The organism is Streptomyces roseoverticillatus, assembly GCF_000719265.1.
Lineage (GTDB): Bacteria > Actinomycetota > Actinomycetes > Streptomycetales > Streptomycetaceae > Streptomyces > Streptomyces roseoverticillatus.
In genome coordinates this window covers 16,544-35,907 of record NZ_JOFL01000014.1, presented here as the reverse complement: position 1 = coordinate 35,907, position 19,364 = coordinate 16,544, and the positions used below count along the sequence as shown (strand labels likewise).

The 19,364-nt window shown below is 72.8% G+C and carries 17 protein-coding genes; 6 read left to right on the top strand and 11 right to left on the bottom strand.

The window, feature by feature from the left end; translation table 11 throughout:
- The first annotated feature begins 3 nt into the window (after positions 1–3).
- Together IF61_RS0118120 and IF61_RS0118115 are read left to right on the top strand one after the other, a co-directional pair.
- Positions 4–228 (top strand): hypothetical protein, encoded by a 225-nt coding sequence (locus IF61_RS0118120; RefSeq protein WP_030367465.1) that lies wholly within the window; start codon positions 4–6, stop codon positions 226–228.
- Between the two features lie 295 nt (positions 229–523).
- Positions 524–2,587, top strand: coding sequence for a thioredoxin domain-containing protein (locus IF61_RS0118115; protein ID WP_030367464.1), 2,064 nt, complete (start codon positions 524–526; stop codon positions 2,585–2,587).
- A gap of 757 nt (positions 2,588–3,344) precedes the next feature.
- Here the strand turns inward: IF61_RS0118115 and IF61_RS0118110 are convergent.
- The 3 genes from IF61_RS0118110 to trhA all read right to left on the bottom strand — a co-directional run bounded on the left by IF61_RS0118110 (position 3,345) and on the right by trhA (position 6,424).
- Entirely contained in the window at positions 3,345–3,968 is a 624-nt protein-coding gene (locus IF61_RS0118110) for a TetR/AcrR family transcriptional regulator (protein ID WP_030367463.1), read from the bottom strand.
- Between the two features lie 10 nt (positions 3,969–3,978).
- Entirely contained in the window at positions 3,979–5,511 is a 1,533-nt protein-coding gene (locus tag IF61_RS0118105; RefSeq protein ID WP_043189667.1) for an MFS transporter, read from the bottom strand.
- A 154-nt stretch (positions 5,512–5,665) separates the two neighbouring features.
- Positions 5,666–6,424, bottom strand: a complete 759-nt coding sequence (trhA, locus tag IF61_RS0118100) for a PAQR family membrane homeostasis protein TrhA (RefSeq protein ID WP_030367461.1) — start codon at positions 6,422–6,424, stop codon at positions 5,666–5,668.
- Between the two features lie 272 nt (positions 6,425–6,696).
- Here trhA and IF61_RS0118095 point away from each other — a divergent pair, with 272 nt between their 5' ends.
- Positions 6,697–8,526 carry a phosphoenolpyruvate carboxykinase (GTP) gene (locus tag IF61_RS0118095; protein ID WP_030367460.1) on the top strand — a complete coding sequence of 610 codons (1,830 nt, stop codon included), beginning with the start codon at positions 6,697–6,699 and terminating at the stop codon, positions 8,524–8,526.
- Between the two features lie 52 nt (positions 8,527–8,578).
- On the opposite strand, the gene IF61_RS0118090 is transcribed toward IF61_RS0118095, so the two are convergent.
- Complete coding sequence (locus IF61_RS0118090) at positions 8,579–10,045, bottom strand: FAD-binding oxidoreductase (protein WP_157848624.1); 1,467 nt, start codon at positions 10,043–10,045, stop codon at positions 8,579–8,581.
- Between the two features lie 242 nt (positions 10,046–10,287).
- Here IF61_RS0118090 and IF61_RS0118085 point away from each other — a divergent pair, with 242 nt between their 5' ends.
- A complete protein-coding gene (locus IF61_RS0118085) occupies positions 10,288–11,337 on the top strand; it encodes a sulfotransferase family protein (RefSeq protein ID WP_030367458.1) in 1,050 nt (349 codons plus the stop codon).
- Here IF61_RS0118085 and IF61_RS0118080 read toward each other — a convergent pair.
- From IF61_RS0118080 to IF61_RS0118065, 4 genes are all read right to left on the bottom strand, one after another.
- Positions 11,334–11,846 carry a GNAT family N-acetyltransferase gene (locus IF61_RS0118080; protein WP_030367457.1) on the bottom strand — a complete coding sequence of 171 codons (513 nt, stop codon included), beginning with the start codon at positions 11,844–11,846 and terminating at the stop codon, positions 11,334–11,336. The two genes, IF61_RS0118085 and IF61_RS0118080, sit on opposite strands and share 4 nt — an antisense overlap.
- 23 nt (positions 11,847–11,869) lie before the next feature.
- Positions 11,870–12,397, bottom strand: a complete 528-nt coding sequence (locus IF61_RS0118075; RefSeq protein WP_030367456.1) for a hypothetical protein — start codon at positions 12,395–12,397, stop codon at positions 11,870–11,872.
- Positions 12,398–12,465: 68 nt separating this feature from the next.
- The gene (locus IF61_RS0118070) at positions 12,466–12,858 is read right to left on the bottom strand and encodes a DUF1330 domain-containing protein (RefSeq protein WP_030367455.1); all 393 of its coding nucleotides are present in this window, start codon (positions 12,856–12,858) and stop codon (positions 12,466–12,468) included.
- Positions 12,859–13,023: 165 nt separating this feature from the next.
- Positions 13,024–13,593 (bottom strand): class I SAM-dependent methyltransferase, encoded by a 570-nt coding sequence (locus IF61_RS0118065; protein ID WP_030367454.1) that lies wholly within the window; start codon positions 13,591–13,593, stop codon positions 13,024–13,026.
- Between the two features lie 55 nt (positions 13,594–13,648).
- On the opposite strand from IF61_RS0118065, the gene IF61_RS0118060 reads away from it, so the two are divergent.
- Positions 13,649–14,461, top strand: coding sequence for an AraC family transcriptional regulator (locus tag IF61_RS0118060; RefSeq protein ID WP_030367453.1), 813 nt, complete (start codon positions 13,649–13,651; stop codon positions 14,459–14,461).
- 2 nt (positions 14,462–14,463) lie between these two features.
- Here the strand turns inward: IF61_RS0118060 and IF61_RS0118055 are convergent, their stop codons facing one another.
- From IF61_RS0118055 to IF61_RS0118045, 3 genes are all read right to left on the bottom strand, one after another.
- Positions 14,464–15,654, bottom strand: a complete 1,191-nt coding sequence (locus tag IF61_RS0118055) for a DUF2786 domain-containing protein (RefSeq protein WP_052392797.1) — start codon at positions 15,652–15,654, stop codon at positions 14,464–14,466.
- A gap of 527 nt (positions 15,655–16,181) precedes the next feature.
- A complete protein-coding gene (locus tag IF61_RS0118050) occupies positions 16,182–17,189 on the bottom strand; it encodes a GNAT family N-acetyltransferase (RefSeq protein ID WP_157848623.1) in 1,008 nt (335 codons plus the stop codon).
- A gap of 276 nt (positions 17,190–17,465) precedes the next feature.
- A complete protein-coding gene (locus IF61_RS0118045) occupies positions 17,466–18,740 on the bottom strand; it encodes a L,D-transpeptidase (protein WP_030367450.1) in 1,275 nt (424 codons plus the stop codon).
- Positions 18,741–19,077: 337 nt separating this feature from the next.
- On the opposite strand from IF61_RS0118045, the gene IF61_RS0118040 reads away from it, so the two are divergent.
- Positions 19,078–19,362, top strand: coding sequence for a hypothetical protein (locus IF61_RS0118040; RefSeq protein ID WP_030367449.1), 285 nt, complete (start codon positions 19,078–19,080; stop codon positions 19,360–19,362).
- The last annotated feature ends 2 nt before the right edge of the window (positions 19,363–19,364 follow it).

Below are 19,364 nucleotides of genomic sequence, written 5' to 3'. Positions count from 1 at the left end.
CCCATGATGAGCTCCCTCGCCGCCACGCAGCTGGTGCCGCTCGCCGAAGAACTCGACAAGAACAAGGTCACCCCCGGTGTCCTCGGCTTCATCGTCTTCGCCGTCATCGGCGTGGCGGTGTGGTTCCTGATGAAGAGCATGAACCGGCACATGAAGCGGGTGGACTTCGTCGAGGAACCGGACGCCTCCGGCGCGGTGCCGGGTGACAAGGCCAGCCCCACGGTCTGACGGCCGAGGCGGTCCGGCACCGCCGGAAGCCGCCGCCGGACTTCGCACCGTTGCGGCGGAAGGGATCGTCCCGCCGCAACGGCGATCAGCCACGCCGGCGGGGTCCTGCGGTGCCGGACCGGCCCGCACCGCAGGACTGCGCCCGCGCGGCGGAAGGTCCGCCATGGCGGAAAGTCGTCCGGCCGTGCCGGACCCGCGCCTGCCACCGGGTGGTGCGCCGGGGCCGACCCCCGCGGGCGGACACGGCCCCATGGCCACCCGCCCGGGAGGGCACCCCGTGCGCAAGGATGGGCCCATGCCCAACCGCCTGGCGCACGAGACGTCCCCCTACCTCCTCCAGCACGCCGCGAACCCGGTCGACTGGTGGCCGTGGTCGGCCGAGGCCTTCGCCGAGGCCCGGCGCCGGAACGTGCCGGTGCTGCTGAGCGTCGGCTATTCCAGTTGCCACTGGTGCCATGTGATGGCACACGAGTCGTTCGAGGACGAGGCCACGGCCGCGCTCCTCAACGAGCACTTCGTCGCCGTCAAGGTCGACCGCGAGGAACGGCCCGACGTCGACGCCGTGTACATGGAGGCCGTCCAGGCCGCGACCGGCCAGGGCGGCTGGCCCATGACGGTATTCCTCACGCCCGAGGCCGAGCCGTTCTACTTCGGCACGTACTTCCCGCCCGCGCCCCGGCACGGCATGCCGGGCTTCCCGCAGGTCCTGGAGGGCGTGCGGGCCGCGTGGCGGGACCGCCGCGACGAGGTCGGGCAGGTCGCGGGCCGCATCGTGCGCGACCTCTCCGAGCGCACGCTCGCCCTCGGCGTCCCGGCGGAGAAGGGCGCGCCCGCACAGCCGCCCGCCGCCGAGGACCTGGGCGCGGCCCTGCTGGGGCTGACCCGCGAGTTCGACGCGGTCCGCGGCGGCTTCGGCGGGGCCCCGAAGTTCCCGCCGTCCATGACGCTGGAGTTCCTGCTGCGCCACCACGCCCGTACGGGCTCCGAGGGCGCCCTGGAGATGGCGCAGGCCACCTGCGAGGCGATGGCCCGGGGCGGCATCTACGACCAGCTGGGCGGCGGCTTCGCGCGCTACTCCGTCGACGCGGAGTGGGTGGTGCCGCACTTCGAGAAGATGCTGTACGACAACGCCCTGCTCTGCCGCGCCTACGCGCACCTGTGGCGGGCCACGGGCTCCGAGCTGGCCCGCCGCGTCGCGCTGGAGACGGCGGACTTCCTGGTCCGCGAGCTGCGCACCGAGCAGGGCGGGTTCGCGTCCGCGCTGGACGCCGACAGCGACGACGGCAGCGGCCGGCACGTGGAGGGTGCCTACTACGTGTGGACGCCGCAGCAGCTGCGCGAGGTGCTCGGCGAGGAGGACGCGCTGCTCGCCGCGGCCCACTTCGGCGTCACCGAGGACGGCACCTTCGAGGAGGGCGCCTCGGTCCTCCAGCTCCCCGACTCCGAACGGCTCCTGGACGCCGGCAAGCTCGACTCGGTGCGCCGCAGGCTCCTCGCGGCGCGCGAGCAGCGGCCCCGGCCCGGCCGTGACGACAAGGTGGTGGCCGCCTGGAACGGGCTGGCGATCGCCGCGCTGGCCGAGACCGGCGCCTTCTTCGACCGGCCGGACCTCGTCCAGGCCGCCACCGACGCCGCCGACCTGCTCGTCCGTACGCACATGGACTGGCACGCGCGGCTCTTCCGCACCTCCCTCGACGGCACGGCCGGCGCCCACGCGGGCGTCCTGGAGGACTACGCGGACGTCGCCGAGGGCTTCCTCGCGCTCGGCGCCGTCACCGGCGAGGGCGTGTGGGTGGACTTCGCGGGCCTCCTGCTGGACACCGTCCTCGCCCGCTTCACCGGCCCGGACGGCGCTCTCTTCGACACCGCCGACGACGCCGAGACCCTCATCCGGCGCCCCCAGGATCCGACGGACAACGCCACGCCGTCGGGCTGGACCGCCGCCTGCGGCGCGCTGCTGACGTACGCCGCGTACACCGGCAGCACCGCGCACCGCGAGGCCGCCGAGCGGGCGCTCGGCGTGGTCCGGGCGCTGGGCCCGCGGGCGCCGCGCTTCATCAGCTGGGGCCTGGCGGTGGCCGAGGCGCTGCTCGACGGGCCGCGCGAGGTCGCCGTCGTCGGCCTGGCCGACGACCCGGCCACGGCCGCCCTCCACCGCACGGCCCTGCTGTCCACGGCCCCCGGCCTCGCCGTCGCCGTCGGCGCGCCGCCGTCCGCGGACGATCCCACCGCGGTGGAGGTGCCGCTGCTGGCGAACCGTCCCCTGGCGGACGGTCGGGCGGTCGCGTACGTCTGCCGGGGCTTCGTGTGCGACGCGCCGGCGACGGACCCGGAAACGCTCACGCTGCGCTTGAGCTGAGCGATTCCCGCACGGGCTGAGGCGGTCCGGCACCGCCGGATACCGCCGTCGGGGCCGACCACCGTCGCGGCGGAACGACGGAATGCGGTTGCACCCCCGGCCAGGGACCGGGCCCCTGGAATCCGCCGCCCCGGCAGTGCCGTACGAGCTGAGGCGGTCCGGCACCGCCGGACACCGCCGTCAGCGCCGGCCGCCGTCGCGGCGGGACGACGGAATGCGGTTGCACCCCCGGCCGGGGACCCGGGCCCCCGGAATCCGCCGCCCCCGGCAGTGCCGCACGAGCTGAGGCAGTCCGGCACCGCCGGATACCGCCCTCGGCGCCGGCCGCCGTCGCGGCGGGACGACGGAATGCGGTTGCACCCCCGGCCGGGGACCCGGGCCCCCGGAATCCGCCGCCCCGGCAGTGCCGCACGAGCAAAGGCAGTCCGGCACCGCCGGATACCACCGCCGGGGCCGACCGCCGTCGCGGCGGGAGGAAGGATGCGGCTGCACCACCCGGTCAAGGGGCCCGGCCCCTTGGATCCGCGGTGCGGCTGCGCCTGTTCGCGGCGGCCTCTCCTGGCCGGGGCAAGGGGCTCGCAGGCCCTTGAATCCGCCGCCGCGGTGCGCAACCACGACGGTGGAGCCCGGCGGTGCCGTGCAGGCCGCAGGCTGCAGGCCGTGCGTGGCGCACGCCCGCATAGCCGCATGGCCGGCATCGCCGCACGGCCCGCATCGCCCGCATCGCCCGCATCGCCCGCATCGCCCGCCGCGAGGCTCAGAGCGTCAGGCCGCGGCCCAGGACGTCCAGCGTGCGTTCGATGAGCGTGACGATGTCCTCCGTCTGGCCCCGCTCGTCCCAGTACATGAGCGCCTCGTTCATCGCCGCGAAGACCGCGGTGACGACGATGCGCAGCTCGATGTCGTCCGCGGCCCGTCCCGTGCGCTCGGCCAGGACGCCGCAGAGCATGTGTCCCGACTCGCCCATCCCCTCGGCCGCGCGGCGGCGCAGTGCGGGCACCTCCCGCATGAGCCGGGCCCGCTGGCGGAACTCGGTCATGTCGCGGGCGACGATGTCCCGCATCGAGACGATGACGCCCTGCCGGATGGCCTCGACGGGCGGCTCCTCCGCCGGTCGCGCACGGATCGCGGCCTCCAGCGCCGGGTCGTACTCGTCGGTGAGGACGATGTCTTCCTTGGTGGGGAAGTAGCGGAAGACCGTGCTGGGAGAGACGTCGGCGGCTTCCGCGATCCGGTCGACGGGCGTCGCGTCGTAGCCCTGCTGCTCGAAGAGGCGGTAGGCGGCGCGGCGGATCGCCTGGCGGGTCTGGATCTTCTTCCGTTCGCGCAGGCCGAGCCGGGGCCCGGGCTGCGCGGCGGAGGGGGTTTCTGCGGAGGCCATGGCTGCATTCTCAGGCATCGGCCCCCACGGCTTCGCGGGTCCCCGCCGCGGCGGCCGTGGCGGGGGGCCTGCCGGGCAGGCGGACGGCGGTGAGCAGCGCGGCGGCGACGGCTCCTGCGGCGCACACCAGCAGGGCGAGGTCCATGCCGTGGACGAAGGCGGCGTCCGCCGACCGGGCGAGGGCCGTGTCGCCGAGCCGCGCGGCCACCGCGTGCGCGGCGACGACGGAGTCGCCGGCGGCGTCCGCCGCGGCCGGCGGCAGGGCGTGGGTGTCGAGCCGGCCGGCGAACGAGCCGGCGATCAGGCTGCCGAGGACCGCGACGCCGATCGCCCCCGAGAGCTGACGCAGTGTCATCAGCAGGCCGGAGCCGCTGCCCGCGCGGTCCCGCGGCAGGGCGCCGAGCGCGCCGTCCATGGCCGGGATGATCCCGAGGCCGAACCCGAGGCCGGCGAGCGTCAGCCACACGGCGGCGAACCCGTAGCCGTCGTGGACGTTCGTACGGCTGCCGAGCAGGGCGGCGACGGCCAGGACGAGCAGCGCGCCGGGGATGACCACGCGGGACCCGAGGCGCTTGACGAGGGGCCCGGCTGCGCGGGAGGCCACGAGCAGGCCGCCCATCATCGGCATCATCCGCAGCCCGGTGCCGAAGGCGTCCCGGCCCTGGACCGTCTGCAGGTACTGCGGCACGACGAACAGCAGGCCGGTGAGGGCGAACGTGACCAGGGCCGCGGCGAGCGTGTTCCACCGGAACGCGCGGTGCCGCAGCAGCGAGACGTCCAGGACGGGCCGGGCCGCGCGCCGCTCGCGCAGCACGAGCGCGGCGAGCAGGACGGCGGACGCGGCGAGCGCGGCGATCACGAGGGGCGAGGTCCAGCCCCGCGCCGGGCCCTCGTTGACGCCGGAGACGAGGGCGGCGAGGCCGGTGACGGTGAGGACGGTGGACAGCGGGCTCAGCTTCGGCGCGGCGGGGTCCCGGGTCTCGGGGAGCAGGAAGAGGCAGGCGGCTATGCCGAGGAGGACGAGCGGGACGTTGACGAGGAAGACGGAGCCCCACCAGAAGTGGTCGAGCAGCCAGCCGCCGACGATCGGGCCGAGCGGCATACCGAGCGCGGAGGCGGCGGAGACGGCCCCGAGCGCCTTGGAGCGCTCCTCCGCGGGGAACAGCGAGGGCAGCACGGACAGGGCGAGCGGCATGATCAGCGCCCCGCCGGCGCCGAGGACGACGCGGGCGGCGATGACCTGGGCGGGGCTGGTGACGAAGGCGCCGAAGAGGGAGCCCGCGAGGAAGATCCCGAGGCCGGCGAGGAGCATCCGGCGGCGCCCGAACCGGTCGCCGAGCAGGCCCGCGGGGAGCATCAGGGCGGCGAAGACGACGAGGTAGGAGTCGGCGATCCAGGTCTGCTCGGCCGTGTCGGCGCCGAGCTGGGCGGCCATCGCGGGCAGGGCCACGTTGAGGATCGTGCCGTCGAAGCCGAGGACGAGCATGCAGGCGACGAGGGCGCCGAGCGCCCACCAGCGGCGCGGGTCGGGCCGGGTGCTCATGGCACACCTCCGAGGGGAGAGTTGGAGTCGAATGATAGTAACTCTCAAAAGATGGGCACTGTCAATCAAGAGTCCCTTTCGGTACGGTGGGGCAGCGCACGAAAATGGCCGCGACCTGTGCGGTCGCGGCCATGTCCGGGAAGGGCGGGGCGGTTCAGGCGTGCGTGTACGCCACCAGCGAGATGCCGACGTAGTGCACGATGAACGCCGCCAGCGTGAGCGAGTGGAAGACCTCGTGGAAGCCGAACCAGCGCGGCGACGGGTTCGGCCGCTTGATGCCGTAGATGACGCCGCCCGCACTGTAGAGCAGCCCGCCGATGACCACCAGGACGAGGACGGCGATGCCGCCCTTGCGCAGGAAGTCGGGCAGGAAGAACACCGCGGCCCAGCCCATCGCGATGTAGCAGGGGGTGTAGAGCCAGCGCGGGGCCCCCACCCAGAAGACGCGGAAGGCGATGCCCGCCGCCGCGGCCGCCCAGACGGCCCAAAGGAGGACCTGCCCCCGGCCGCCGGGGATCAGCAGCATCGTAAGCGGAGTGTATGTACCGGCGATGATCAGAAAGATGTTCGCGTGATCGAGGCGGCGCAGCACCGCGTTGACGCGCGGGCTCCAGTTACCCCGGTGATAGAGGGCGCTGATGCCGAAGAGGGATCCCGCGGTGAGGACGTAGACCGCACAGGCGATCCGGCCGCGGGTGCTGTCGGCGAGGGCGGTCAGGAAGACGCCGGCGATCAGCACGGCGGGGAACATCCCCGCGTGCAGCCAGCCGCGCAGGCGCGGTTTGGCCGGGATCGGCGGCTCGGCGAGCGGGGTGGCGGCGGAGTGGGCAGCATCGGTGGGGAGGGCTGCTGCGGCCGCGCCACCGGCGGGCGCGGGGAGCGCGGGAGGCGCTGCGTCGGGCGCGGGAGTCATGGCCGACATGCTACCTACGCCACCGTAAGTTACGGATCAGTATCACGTGGCGATGGTCACGGGAGTGCCCCCTGGACAGAACGTAAACGGAGTCGGATGATCAAATGAGTGCGGGCGGCACCGGATGAGCGGTCACGAAGCGTCTGGGTCGCAGCCCCCAAGGGGCAGACAACGACGAAGCGGGCTTCCTGGTGCGCCGAGCACCGAACGGGTCCGTTCAACCCTCAACCTCTACGCCGGGGCAGCGTGGTTTCCGGCGGGACGGAGCGATCGTGGCGCGCATCAGTGCGGCTCCCACCACCCCCACCCAGCACCAGGAGCTGATCTCCTGGGTCGACGAGATCGCCGCCCTCACCCAGCCTGACCGCGTGGTCTGGTGCGACGGCTCCGAGGCCGAGTACGAGCGCCTGTGCGAGGAGCTCGTCGCCAAGGGCACCTTCAAGAAGCTCGACCCGGTCAAGCGCCCCAACTCGTACTACGCCGCCTCCGACCCCAGCGACGTGGCGCGCGTCGAGGACCGCACGTTCATCTGCTCCGAGAAGGAGGAGGACGCCGGCCCGACGAACCACTGGAAGGCCCCCGCCGAGATGCGGGAGGTCTTCTCCGGCAAGGACGACCAGGGCGGCATCTTCCGCGGCTCCATGCGCGGCCGCACCATGTACGTCGTGCCCTTCTGCATGGGCCCGGTCGGCTCCCCGCTGTCCGCCATCGGCGTCGAGATCACCGACTCGGCCTACGTCGCCGTCTCCATGCGCACCATGACCCGCATGGGTCAGGCCGTCCTCGACGAGCTCGGCACCGACGGCTTCTTCGTCAAGGCCGTCCACACCCTCGGCGCGCCGCTCGCCGAGGGCGAGGCCGACGTCCCCTGGCCCTGCAACTCCACCAAGTACATCTCGCACTTCCCCGAGGACCGCGAGATCTGGTCCTACGGCTCCGGCTACGGCGGCAACGCCCTGCTCGGCAAGAAGTGCTACGCCCTGCGCATCGCGTCGGTGATGGCCCGCGACGAGGGCTGGCTCGCCGAGCACATGCTCATCCTCAAGCTCACCCCGCCCCAGGGCGAGTCCAAGTACGTCGCCGCCGCCTTCCCGTCCGCCTGCGGCAAGACCAACCTCGCCATGCTGGAGCCCACCGTCTCCGGCTGGACGGTGGAGACCATCGGCGACGACATCGCCTGGATGCGCTTCGGCGAGGACGGCCGCCTCTACGCCATCAACCCCGAGGCCGGCTTCTTCGGCGTCGCGCCCGGCACCGGCGAGCACACCAACGCCAACGCCATGAAGACCCTGTGGGGCAACTCCGTCTTCACCAACGTCGCCCTCACCGACGACGGCGACGTGTGGTGGGAGGGCATGACCGAGGAGCAGCCCGCCCACCTCACGGACTGGAAGGGCAACGACTGGACCCCGGCCTCACCGACCCCGGCCGCCCACCCGAACGCCCGCTTCACCGTGCCCGCCGCGCAGTGCCCGATCATCGCGCCCGAGTGGGAGGACCCCAAGGGCGTGCCGATCTCGGCGATCCTCTTCGGCGGCCGCCGCGCCTCCGCCGTCCCGCTGGTGACCGAGTCCTTCGACTGGCAGCACGGCGTCTTCCTCGGCGCCAACGTCGCCTCCGAGAAGACCGCCGCCGCCGAGGGCAAGGTCGGCGAGCTGCGCCGCGACCCGTTCGCCATGCTGCCGTTCTGCGGCTACAACATGGGCGACTACATGGGCCACTGGATCAAGGTCGGCAAGGGCCGGGACCAGGCCGCCCTCCCGAAGATCTTCTACGTGAACTGGTTCCGCAAGGACGCGGACGGCCGGTTCGTGTGGCCGGGCTTCGGTGACAACAGCCGCGTCCTGAAGTGGATCGTCGACCGCCTCGACGGCCGCGCCGAAGGCGTCGAGACCCCCATCGGCATCCTGCCGACCCGCGAGGCGCTCGACACCCAGGGCCTGGACATCTCCGACGAGGACCTCGACCTGCTGCTCACGGTCGACCAGGAGGTGTGGCGCGAGGAGGCCGCGCTCATCCCCGAGCACCTGAACACCTTCGGCGAGCACACCCCGAAGGAGCTGTGGGACGAGTACCGGGCGCTGGTGCGGCGCCTCGGCTGACGGGTGACGGCCCCCGGGTTCGCGGTCCGGGGGCCGTGCGCGGACGCTCCCGCTAGGGGGTGGGAACGATGCCCTGCGGGTACGTGAACAGCCTGTCGGGGTCGACTGTGCGTTTGACCCGCTGCAGCTTCTTGTAGTTGTCCCGGCCGTAGTAGGCCGTCTGCCAGTTGCTCAGCCCGGGGTCGGGGAAGTTCTGGTAGGCGTCCGTGCCGAGGGTCTTACTCAGGACGCGGTAGAGCCCCTGGAGCCGGTGCCGGTTGGCGTCGGCCACCCAGGACGGGTCGGTGTCCGACCAGTACGTTGCCAGGTCCACGATGAACGTGGCGTCACGGTGGACGTACGCGGTGTCCGCCGGGCGCAGCGCCGTGTCCTCGCCGCCCATCGCGAAGAAGGAAACGGTGGCCCGGGAGGCCGGGGAGGCGGACTTCCAGCTGCCGAGGGAGTCGACGAGCTCGTCGACGAGGGGTGCGCCGAGATCCTGTCCGGCCACGATCGAGCTGGAGAGGTACGGGTCCCCCGACGAGGTCTCGTAGAAGCGGTGCATGCACTCCCAGATCCCGGCGGCGCCGGTGAGGCTCCTGCCCGGCCGCAGCAAGGTGACGAGCTTCCGCAGGGTCTGCTCGGAGCCGAAGAACAATCCCTGGGCGTAGACGCGCGTCTCGCCGGACGTACGGAGACCGAACTGGCAGGTGAGGTTCTTCCGGTACCGGGGGTCCGCGATCAGTTCCGCGAGCCTCTTCAGCGCGGGCGCCGCGTCCTTCCAGTCCCATGACAGGTCGTACCAGGCCGTCGCCTGCCGGACCCGGTGCAGGTCGAACGTGAACGACGTGTTGATCCCGAAGTTGCCGCCCGCCCCTCCGCGGCACGCCCAGAAGAGCTCGGCGTTGCTGTTGTCGTTGCAGCGCGCGGTGTACCCCTCGCCCGTCACGACGGTGGTGTCGGTGAGACTGTCGCAGCTGAGGCCGTAGGCACGCGTGGCCAGGCCGATGCCACCGCCCAGGACCAGCCCGCTGACGCCGACGTCCGGACACCGGCCCCCGGGCAGCAGCAGATCGGTGTCCTTGAGCGCCGCGTACACGTCGGCGTTGCGGGCTCCGGCCTCGACCGTGACGGTGGTGCCGTTCCGCGTGACCTTGCGCATGCCGCCCAGGTGGACCAGAAGGCCGCCGTTCGTCGTCGAGTAGCCCGCGTAGTTGTGGCCGCCGCTGCGTGGAACCGGGGAAACCTTGTTGGCCGCGGCCCACAGGACCGTCGCGGTCACTTCTCCGGCGGTCCGCGGGTAGGCGATTCCTGCCGGGATCCGGTTGGCGTAGAGGTGGTTGGACGGCAGGTTCAGCGGCCAGAAACCGGGGTCACCCGGGCGGAACAACCGGCCGCCGAGCGCCTTCTTGAGAGCACCCCAGTCAGGATCCTTCGGCGCCGCCGGGCGTGCCGCCGCCGTCGCCCGCCCCGCCGGCGCCCATAAGCCCGCGGCGAGCCCCGCCCCCGCTCCCGCGCGCAGCACGGTGCGTCTGTCCATGGCCTTCACGATGGTGCCCCTCTCGTGTCGGAGACGGGGCAGCACCGTACGCGTGGGACAAGGGAGCCGGAAGGCGGTCGGCCGGTCCTGGCTGTGTTTCCGCCAGTGTTTCCGCCAGTGGGTGATGACCGGATACGCCCTGCTTCCGCTCCTCGTGCTGCTGCAACACCGATCGATTACCCAGCGGGAACGTGACCGGGTTCACGGCGTGTGCCGGGAGGGGATCCGGGGTAGGCCGGGGCATGCGCAGCGTGACCTTTGTCGTCGGCTCGGGGCGGAGCGGCTCCACCGCCCTGTCCCGGATCGTCCATGCCCATCCGGACGTGCTGAGTCTCAATGAGTTCTGGGCGTCGGTCGGCACGCGCGCCTTGCCCGACCGGCCCGTCGACGGGGCGGAGTTCTGGCGGCTGATCGCGGATCCTCACCCCGCCTTCGACGCCATGGTCCGCAGCGGGATGCCGATGGCCGAGTTCCTGCACCCGCGCGCGGCGAGACGGGACGAAGGCGCGGGAATCCCCGCGCTGTCGCTCATGGTGCTGCCTCACCTCTCGGACGACCCGGACGGGCTGCTCGAAGAGCTCAAGGAAGCGGTCATCAGGTGGCCGCGCCGTACAGCCCCCGAGCACCACCAGCGGCTGTTCGACGCGCTGTGCGCGCGCTTCGGGCGGACGGCTGTCGTCGAGCGTTCCGGCTACTCGGGGCACAGGGTGCCGCAGTTGCACGCCGCCTTCCCCGGGGCGAAGTTCGTGCACATGTTCCGCGACGGGCCGGACTGCGCGCTGTCCATGAGCCGGCATCCGGGGTTCCGGCTCATCCTCCTGCGGCGCGAGATCCAGGCCCGGACGGGTGCGGCGAGTCCCGACGAGGCGCTGACCGGGGAACAGGTGCGGTCCCTGCCCCCGGAGCTGGCAGGCCTGCTGAATGTCCCCTTCGATCCGGCGCTGGTGCTGGACCGGCCCCTTCCCGTGGCGGAGTTCGGCACCCTGTGGTCGCAGATCGTCAGCGAGGCGGCGGCGCACCTCGGCCGGCTGCCGCAGGAGCAGTGGATGCCGCTCGCGTACGAGGATCTGCTCGACGCACCGCGCCGGGAGCTGAGCCGCATTGCGGCGTTCTTCGGCGTCGAGCCGCTGCCGCACTGGCTGGACACGGGGTGCGCGATGCTCGAAGGGGGCCGCCGGGGCGCCTCGCTGCGGCTGCCGCCCGGTGAACTCGCCGCGCTCCACCGGCAGTGCGCTCCCGGTATGCGGGCGCTGAAGGCGACGGCCGGCAGACCGTCCTCGACTGCCGGCTAGAGCTGCTTCTCCAGGAGGGTGACCGCGTACGTGCTGCCCAGGCCGCCGTTCTTCGCCCGCTGTTCGCCGACGACCGTGTAGCCCGCCGCCTCGTAGTAGTCACGCAGCCGCGCGTTGTTGCTCAGGCAGTCCAGCCGGCACAGGGTCCGGCCGGTGGCGGCGATGCGGCGTTCGGCCTCGGCGAGCAGGTGGCGGCCGGTGCCGGGCGGGGCGGTGCGGCGGTCGGTCATGAGGCGGTGGACGTAGCCGGCGTCCGGGGACTGGGGACCCCAGGCCGCCGGGTCGTCCCACCACAGTTCCCAGGCGCCGGTGACGGGGCCGCCGGGGCCGTGGGTGGCGATCCAGACCTCGCCGTCCTCCAGGCGCGCCCGGAAGTGGTCCTCGCCGAGTTGCCCCGGCTTCCACTGGTCGATGCCGCGGCCGATCTGCCAGCGTGCGGCGTCGTCGCGGAGGCGGGTCAGCTCGGTCAGGTCGTGTTCGTCCGCGCGGCGGAAGGTGAGGTCGTTCATGACGGGGCACTTTACGGCGCGGCTCAGTAGAAGAAGAGCGGGAGGTCTTCCACGGAGCCCGGGCCCGTGAAGAAGGCTTCGGCCGCCGCGAGTTCCTTTTCGAGGCGTGGGTGACGTGCCCTGATCTCCTGCGCCAGGGACTGACCCCGCGGCAGGGTGCGCACCGTGGCCAGGAGGAGTTCCTGCCACTGTTCGCCCTGTTCGGCGAGTGCGTAGATGCCGGACAGCAGGTCGGCCATGCCGGCGGGGCGGGTGAGGGCCGACGGGTCCCGGCCCGTCACCGGGGAGAGTTCCCAGCCGCCGGCGCGTGCGGCGAGGCGGAGCGCGCCGGCCCAGTTGGTGATGCGGCCGATGCGGACGTACAGGGAGTCCCCGGTGTGGGGCGGCAGGTTGCCGCCGTGCAGCGGGTTGGTCGCGGCGACCAGGTCGGCGAGGACGCGCCGCTCCGTGTCGTCCAGTATCCAGTCGCCGTCCTGCTGGGCCCCTATCGCGAGGTCCAGCCAGTCCTCGGCAGCGGTCAGGCGGGCGGCGAAGTCGGCATCATGAGGCATCCCGCCAGTGTGGCCCGGCCGGGCCGGCCCTGCGCGCGCCGTCCCCTGTGCGGCGCGCGCAGGGCCGCTCATGAGCCGGCCGCGCCGCCCGCACCCGGCGCCGCCCCCGCCGCCCGCATCTTCGCCGCCAGCTCCGCCGGGTCGTAGCCCGGTGCGACGCCGTCCACGAGGATGATCACGCCCTCCACGTGGTCCGTACGCAGCGGGACGATGGCCTGGTATGCCGGTGACGCGTACCAGGCGCGGGCCTCGGCCGGGCCCGGGAAGCCGATCAGGACCATGTTGCCGGGCCAGTCGCCCTCCAGGACCTCCACCTCCGCGCCATGGACGAGGAAGCGGCCGCCGAACGGATCGAGGGTGGCCTGGATGCGTTCGACGTACGCGATGATGTCGGGGTGGGGACCGGCGCCGGCCGCGGCGGGGGCGATGTCACGGAAGCTGCCCAGGGCGTACGCGGTCATGAGGGTTCTCCTTCAGCGCGGTTGCGGTGCGGTGCCGTGTGATCGCGGTGTGACGCGGCGATCTGCATCAGTGGTGGTCTCCGTCAGTCCGGAGTCTTCCGTCCGCCCTCCCGTTCCGTCGATTACCTGCCGGGTAATCCCCCGGCCCCGGCTCACCGGCCCGGCTCACCGCCCCCGCTTCGCCACGAAGCGGAAACTCCCCTTCCCCACCGTGACCGTGCACTCCTCGAACCCCGCCATCCGCAGCCGCGCCTCCAGCGTCTCCGGCGGCACCGGAACGCATGTGTCGCCGACGTGGATCAGCCGGAAGCCCCAGTTGCTGAGGGCGTCGCAGCCGGTGAAGACACCGCCGGGGCGCAGCACGCGGTGGGCCTCGGCGAAGAGGCGGTCCTGGGCGGTGAGGGCCGGGACGTGGTGGAGCATCGTGAAGCAGGCGACCGAGTCGAAGCGCCCGTCCGGCAGCGGGATGTCGGCGCCGTCCCCGTAGACGACGTCGACGCGGTCACCGAACAGCAGCCGCAGCCGGGCCGCGTACGACGCGTCCGACTCCACGACGCTCAGCCTCTCCACCTTGCGCACCAGGACCCGCGTGGTCGCCCCGTAACCCGGCCCGATCTCCAGGCAGTCCTCGCCCAGCGGGACGTCCTCCAGGGCCCAGGGCAGAAGTTCGTCCCGGATGGCGCGGAACCACCGGTCGGAGGAGCAGAGGCGGCGGTGGATGAGGTTCATCGGCATGTGTCGAGGCTAGGAAGGGGATGGCGATGTCGTATACGGGCCAGGAGGTCAACTCATGTCGCTGAACGGACAGCAGGAGGCACGGCGGGCGAGCCGGGAGCCGCTCCCCCACCTCGTCTCCCCTCCCGGCGCCGCCGTCGCCGTCGCCAGCTTCGCCCTCGACGACGGCGAGTGGTTCGCGCGCCACGAGCACGCGGCCCACCAGCTGGCCTGGGCACCCCACGGCGTCCTCGCCGTGCGCGCCTCCGGCCGTACGTGGGTGCTGCCGTCCACCGTCGCGCTCTGGATCCCCGCGGGCACCCCGCACGCCACCGGCGCGACCTCGTCCGCGCTCCTCCGCAGTCTCTACTTCTGGCCGGAGCGCTGCCCGTTGGCCTGGGCCGAGCCCCAAGTCGTGCCCGTCTCCGGCCTCTTGCGGGAGCTGATCAACTACCTGGCGCAGGAGACCGGCTCCCTCGCCGCGGAGCCCCGGCAGCGCGCCGAGGACGTCGTCCTCGACCTCCTCCGCCCGGTCTCCGTGACGACCGTCCGCGCGCCGCTGCCCGCCGACCCCCGCGCCCGCCGCATCGCGGAGGCCCTCCGCGCGGACCCCTCGGACGGGCGCACGCTCGCGGAGTGGGGCGCGGTCGTGGGCGCGAGCGCGCGGACGCTCGCGCGGGCCTTCGCCGCCGGTACGGGCATGACGTACGGGCAGTGGCGCACGCAGCTGCGGCTGCAGGCGGCGATGCCGATGCTGGCGGCGGGCGCAACGGTCTCGGCCGTGGCGCGGCGCGTCGGCTACGGGTCGCCGAGCGCGTTCGTGGCCGCCTTCCGCCGGGGCGTGGGGGTGCCTCCGGGGACGTACTTCGCCCCGGGGGACCCCCGGTAGTGCTAGCCCAGCTCCGCCGCGTCCGCCGCCTCCGCCCCCCGCGCCCAGCCGTCCGCGTCGCGCCCCCGCAGCCGGTGCGACGTGGTCTCCGGGAAGAGCCGCTCGGCGGTCTCGCCGACCGCGAGGTCGCGCGCGGCGAGCACCGGCAGCACCTCGGGCCGCGCCTCCTGCGCGACCGCCTCGGCCGTCGCGTCCCGCACCGCCGCCGCGAGCCGTTCGCTGATCCGGGACGCGTAGGCGATCAGGAAGGACTCGCGGAAGTCGCGGGTGCGGCGCGAGCGCCCGCCCGCGTGGTGCGCGTCGGCGGCCCGGTTCATGGCGGTGGTGGCCTGGACCAGCAAGGACGTGTACATGAGCTCCACCAGCTCCAGGTCGGCGTCGAAGCCGACGACGGTGGAGAAGCAGTGGTCGGCGGACCAGACCGCCTGGCAGTGGTTCGCGCCGGCCACCGCGTCCAGCAGCAGCGCCTTCGCCGACTCGTACGGGCCCTCGACACCGATCCGGCAGGCCCCGGGCCCGTCGGCGACGGCCCCGTCCGCGTGGGCGGCCAGGAGCGCCTCGTCCATGGAGTGGCGGGCCATGAGCTCCTGGGCCTTGCCGGAGAGGGCCTCGGCCTCCTCGGGGAAGTCCGTGGACTCGGCCTTGGCCAGCAGCGCGCGGATCCGGCCCAGGACGCGCGGCTCGACGTGCGCGCCCGGCCGGGCGTACGCGGCGCCGGGCAGCGGTCCGACCGCGCCCGTCCTCGGCAGGCGGGCGGCCAGCCGCAGCGCGCCGAGCGCGCACGCGACCGTCTCGAAGCGGCTGAGGCGCTCGCGCTGCGCGAAGCCCTCCAGGAAAGCGGCGTCGTCGTCCCACCACACCTGCGCCCGGAGGTCGTGCAGCTGCGCGGTCCAGCGCGCGCCGAGCGTGTCGGAGGCGTACCGCCGCGCCTCGGCGGCCACGGCCGCGACGGCGAACCGCACCTCGGCGGGGCCGAGTTCCCGCCGGGCGAGCCGGATCACGTCGGCGGGCTGCCAGCCGCGCTCCCAGCAGCCCCGTACGGTCGCCGAGGCGGTGCGCACGACGGCGCGGCTGAGGGCCTCCCAGCCGGCGGGCGCGGCGGCCAGGGCGGAGGCGGCGGCGTAGAGAGCGTCGTCGAGGGTGTCCGGGCCGTGCGCGCGGAGGGAGGAGAGCGCCTCCTCGACGGTCTCCAGCAGGGCGGCGTCCTCCTGCCGGACCTGCCGGTCCTGCTGGTCCTGCCGGCGACCCTGCTGCTTGTTGCGTTCGGCCACGGGACTCTCTTCCTTGCATGACGCATGACGGATCACCGCGTCGGACGGGTTCACCGCGATGCGGCACCGGTACGGCGCCGGTACGGTCCATTGTCCGTGACGCCCGCTGCACCAGGTGTTACCGCCCAGGTCAGCGGGCGGAGGCTACCATTCCGCGGGCTGTCGGGGGAGCCCTCGGACAAAGCCCGGGAGGACTCCCGGGCGCCTCCCGGGACGAGCCCTGTGGATCCCGGCGGAGCCGTACGAGCTGACGTGCGCTCGGCACCGCCGGGAACGTCCGCTGTGGCGGATCATCGCCGCGGCGAAAGAATCCCGGGGCACCCGCAAACGTACGGGTGCCGCCCCGGCCGGCCCCTGCCCGCCGCAGCGCCGCACGACCACGACGGTGGAGCCCGGCGGTGCCGCTCACGGTCCGGCCGCGGCACCGGGCCCGCGCAGCGCCTGAAGCGCTACTCCGGCACCCGTGCCTGGAAGATCCCCACGGACCGCTCCGGCCGGTAGCCGAGCAGCTTGTTGACGGCCCGCATCGGGCCGTTGTCGTCGGCGACGTGCGTGCAGATCTCCCGTACGGACGGCTCCTGCGCGCGCAGCACCTGCAGCATGCGGAGCTTGACGGCCCGTCCGAGGCCGAGGCCGCGGTGCGCGGGGGCGACGGCGGTCTCGTACTGCTGGGCGCGGAGGTCGCCGGGCGAGCGCACGCCCACCTCGGTGAGAGCGGCGTACGTGCCGTCGGGCGCGGCGACCGTGACGGTGTACAGCAGCCCGCCGCGCTCCACGAACCCGCGCTGGGCGGCGGCGATGCTCTCCGCGTCCCACCGCATGGGCTGCTGGTCCAGTTCGCCCATGGGGGCGTCGGCCATGGCGTTGCGGACCCCGGCGAAGAGGGCGGCGTTGGCGGCGGGAACGGCCCCGGTCCACACCACGAAGCGATAGCCGTCGGGCAGCTCGGGCGCGGCGGTCTCGTCGGCGATCCGCTGGACGTACAGGACGAGCTGCAGCCCGCACGTGAACCCGCGGTCCTTGGCGAACTGCTCGCCCACGCTGCCGATTTCCAGCTCCAGGCTCACCGAGTCCCGCCGCTCGTGCTCCAGGACCGCCCGTATCTCCCGCCACAGCAGGGTGCCGACGCCGCGGCGCCGCTGGTCGGGCCGGACGGCGAGCCGCCCGATCCAGGCGGTCCTGCGGTTCACGTCGTCGTCGAAGAGCCGGAGCATGGCGACGCCGGCGTACCCGGAGCCGTCTCCGTCCGGCGACGGGACGGCCAGCTTGACGATCCGGCTGCGCGCCGCGGGCACCCGCAGCTGCCCCGCAGTCTCCACCCGCCCCGGCCCGGGCACCCCCGCCGGCATGTCGTGGCGGTGGGCGGCGGTGACGACGGCGTGCCAAGCGTCGGTCTCGGTATCGGAAGGAGTGCTGCTCAGGCGCTCGACGACGCCCGTTCGCGAAAGATCGCTCATCCTGCGCACGGTACGGATCGCGCTGCCGCTTGTCGTGCGGATTTCATGTCGTGCGGATTCACGGCTCCTGTCCGCACGGCACCGCCGGTCCACAACGTCGTGGCGACGCGCCGTTGCGGCGGAGTCTTTTCGGCGGAACCGCCGGAGCAAGCGCGACGCGCGGCACTCCACGCGAAAGGTGCCACCCGGCGAAGGTGCCGTCCACACGACAGGGCGGCGGCCCCCACTCTCGTGGGGACCGCCGCCCTGGGAAAACCGCTTACCTGCCCGGAGGGCCTACGCGCCCGTGGCGCTGCCCGCCACCCACGCGCTCCAGTCCATGTTCCAGCCGTTGAGGCCGTTCTCGGGGGCGATGGTCTTGTCGGGCGAGTTCTTCACCTCGACGACGTCACCGATCTGGGAGTTGGTGAAGAACCAGGCACCCGAGGTGTTGGGGTCGTCCGCGCCCTGCTTGTCCTGCAGGCCGATGCAGCCGTGGCTGGTGTTGGCGACACCGAAGATGCCGCTGCCCCAGTAGTTGCCGTGGATGAACGTGCCGGACGTGGACAGCCGCATGGCGTGCGGCACGTCCTTGATGTCGTACTCGCCCTTGCCGTCGCCCTTGGTGAAGCCGACGGTCGAGCCGTCCATCCGGGTCTCCTTGAACTTCTCGGAGATCACCATCTTGCCGTTGTACGTGGGGTTCTCGGGGCTGCCGGCGGAGATCGGGATGGTCTTGATGGTCTTGCCGTCCCGGACGACCGTCATCTGGTGGGACTTGCTGTCCACCGTGGAGACCTGGGAGTGACCGATCTTGAAGGAGACGGTCTTCTTCTGCACGCCCTTGACGCCCGGCGCGCCCTCGACGCCGTCGAGGTCGAGCTTCAGGGTGACGTCGGAGTTGGCCTTCCAGTACTCCTGCGGGCGGAAGTCGATGCGCTGGTCACCGAACCAGTGGCCGACGACCTTCTGGCCGCTGCTCGAGTTCACCTCGATGTGCGACTGGACGGCCTTGCGGTCCTTGATCGGCTTGTCGAAGTTGATCGACACGGGCATGCCGACGCCGACGGTCGAGCCGTCCTCGGGCGTGAACGCGCCGATGAAGCTGTTGGTGGGCGAGACGGTGGTGAACGAGGAGTTCTCCGTGGCCTTGCGGTTGGCGGAGTCCACGGCCTCGACGACGATCTTGTACTTGGTCGAGCGCTCCAGCTGGGCCTTGGGCTGCCACGACGTCTTGTCCGGCGATATCGTCCCCTCGACCGGGGCGCCCTTCTCCGTCGTCATCTTGACGCTCACGAGCGTGCCGTCACTGACGGTGACCTTGGCGTTGTCCGCCGCGATGCCCGCGTTGGTCGAGCCGTCCTTCTGAGCGATCTTGATCTGCGCCTTGGAGGCTTCCTTGGCGGCGGCGGCATCGACCTTGTTCTGCTCCTTGCCGCTGCTGCTGGAGCTGCTCTTGCCGCCGTCGTCATCGCCGCCGCAGGCGGCGAGGGTCAGTACACCGCCGAGCACAGCGGCCGCGGCCGCGAGGGCCTTGCGGCGCTTGCCGTACGTCATCACACGCTTCTCCATTGCTCCTGCGGCCCCTATCCCCGAGCCGAACCGTGGGGCAGCACGATTCCCGGCTACTACTTCAAGGAACGCCTGCACCGGTTCGTCCGTTCCACACCCCTGGAGAATGTGGGGAAGGCCACGCCTGCCTGCTCCCCTCGGAGGGGCGCCATGATAGCGGGGGAGCCGATGACGGCGGGGCGGTTGACGGGGCGCGGGGCGGCGGTGACCGACGGAAACCCCACGACTTCCTCCCGGCCGTTCGTATCACTACCATCGGGTCACTGACATCGAGTCAGTCCGGAGGAGGCCGCCGTGCCGCGCCCTCAATCTCCGCCGCCTCAAGGGGGATTCGTCCGTGACCGCACGCCGACCGCTGCTGACCGCCGTCGCCGCAGGGTCGCTCCTGTGTGCGGTGTGGTTCATGCCTACCGCGAACGCCACGGTCGAACGGGCGGAGCGCGCCGCGCCGCGCCCGGCGCCCACGGCACAGCCCGCGCAGGCCGCTGAGCAGCACCTTTCCCTCGCCGACTCGGGCAGCGTGGACACCACTCCCTACGTTTTCGGGGGAGTTGCCCTCGTGGCGGCGGGCGGTGCGCTGGTGACGGTCGCCGTACGCAGGACGCGCACGGCGGACCGCTGACC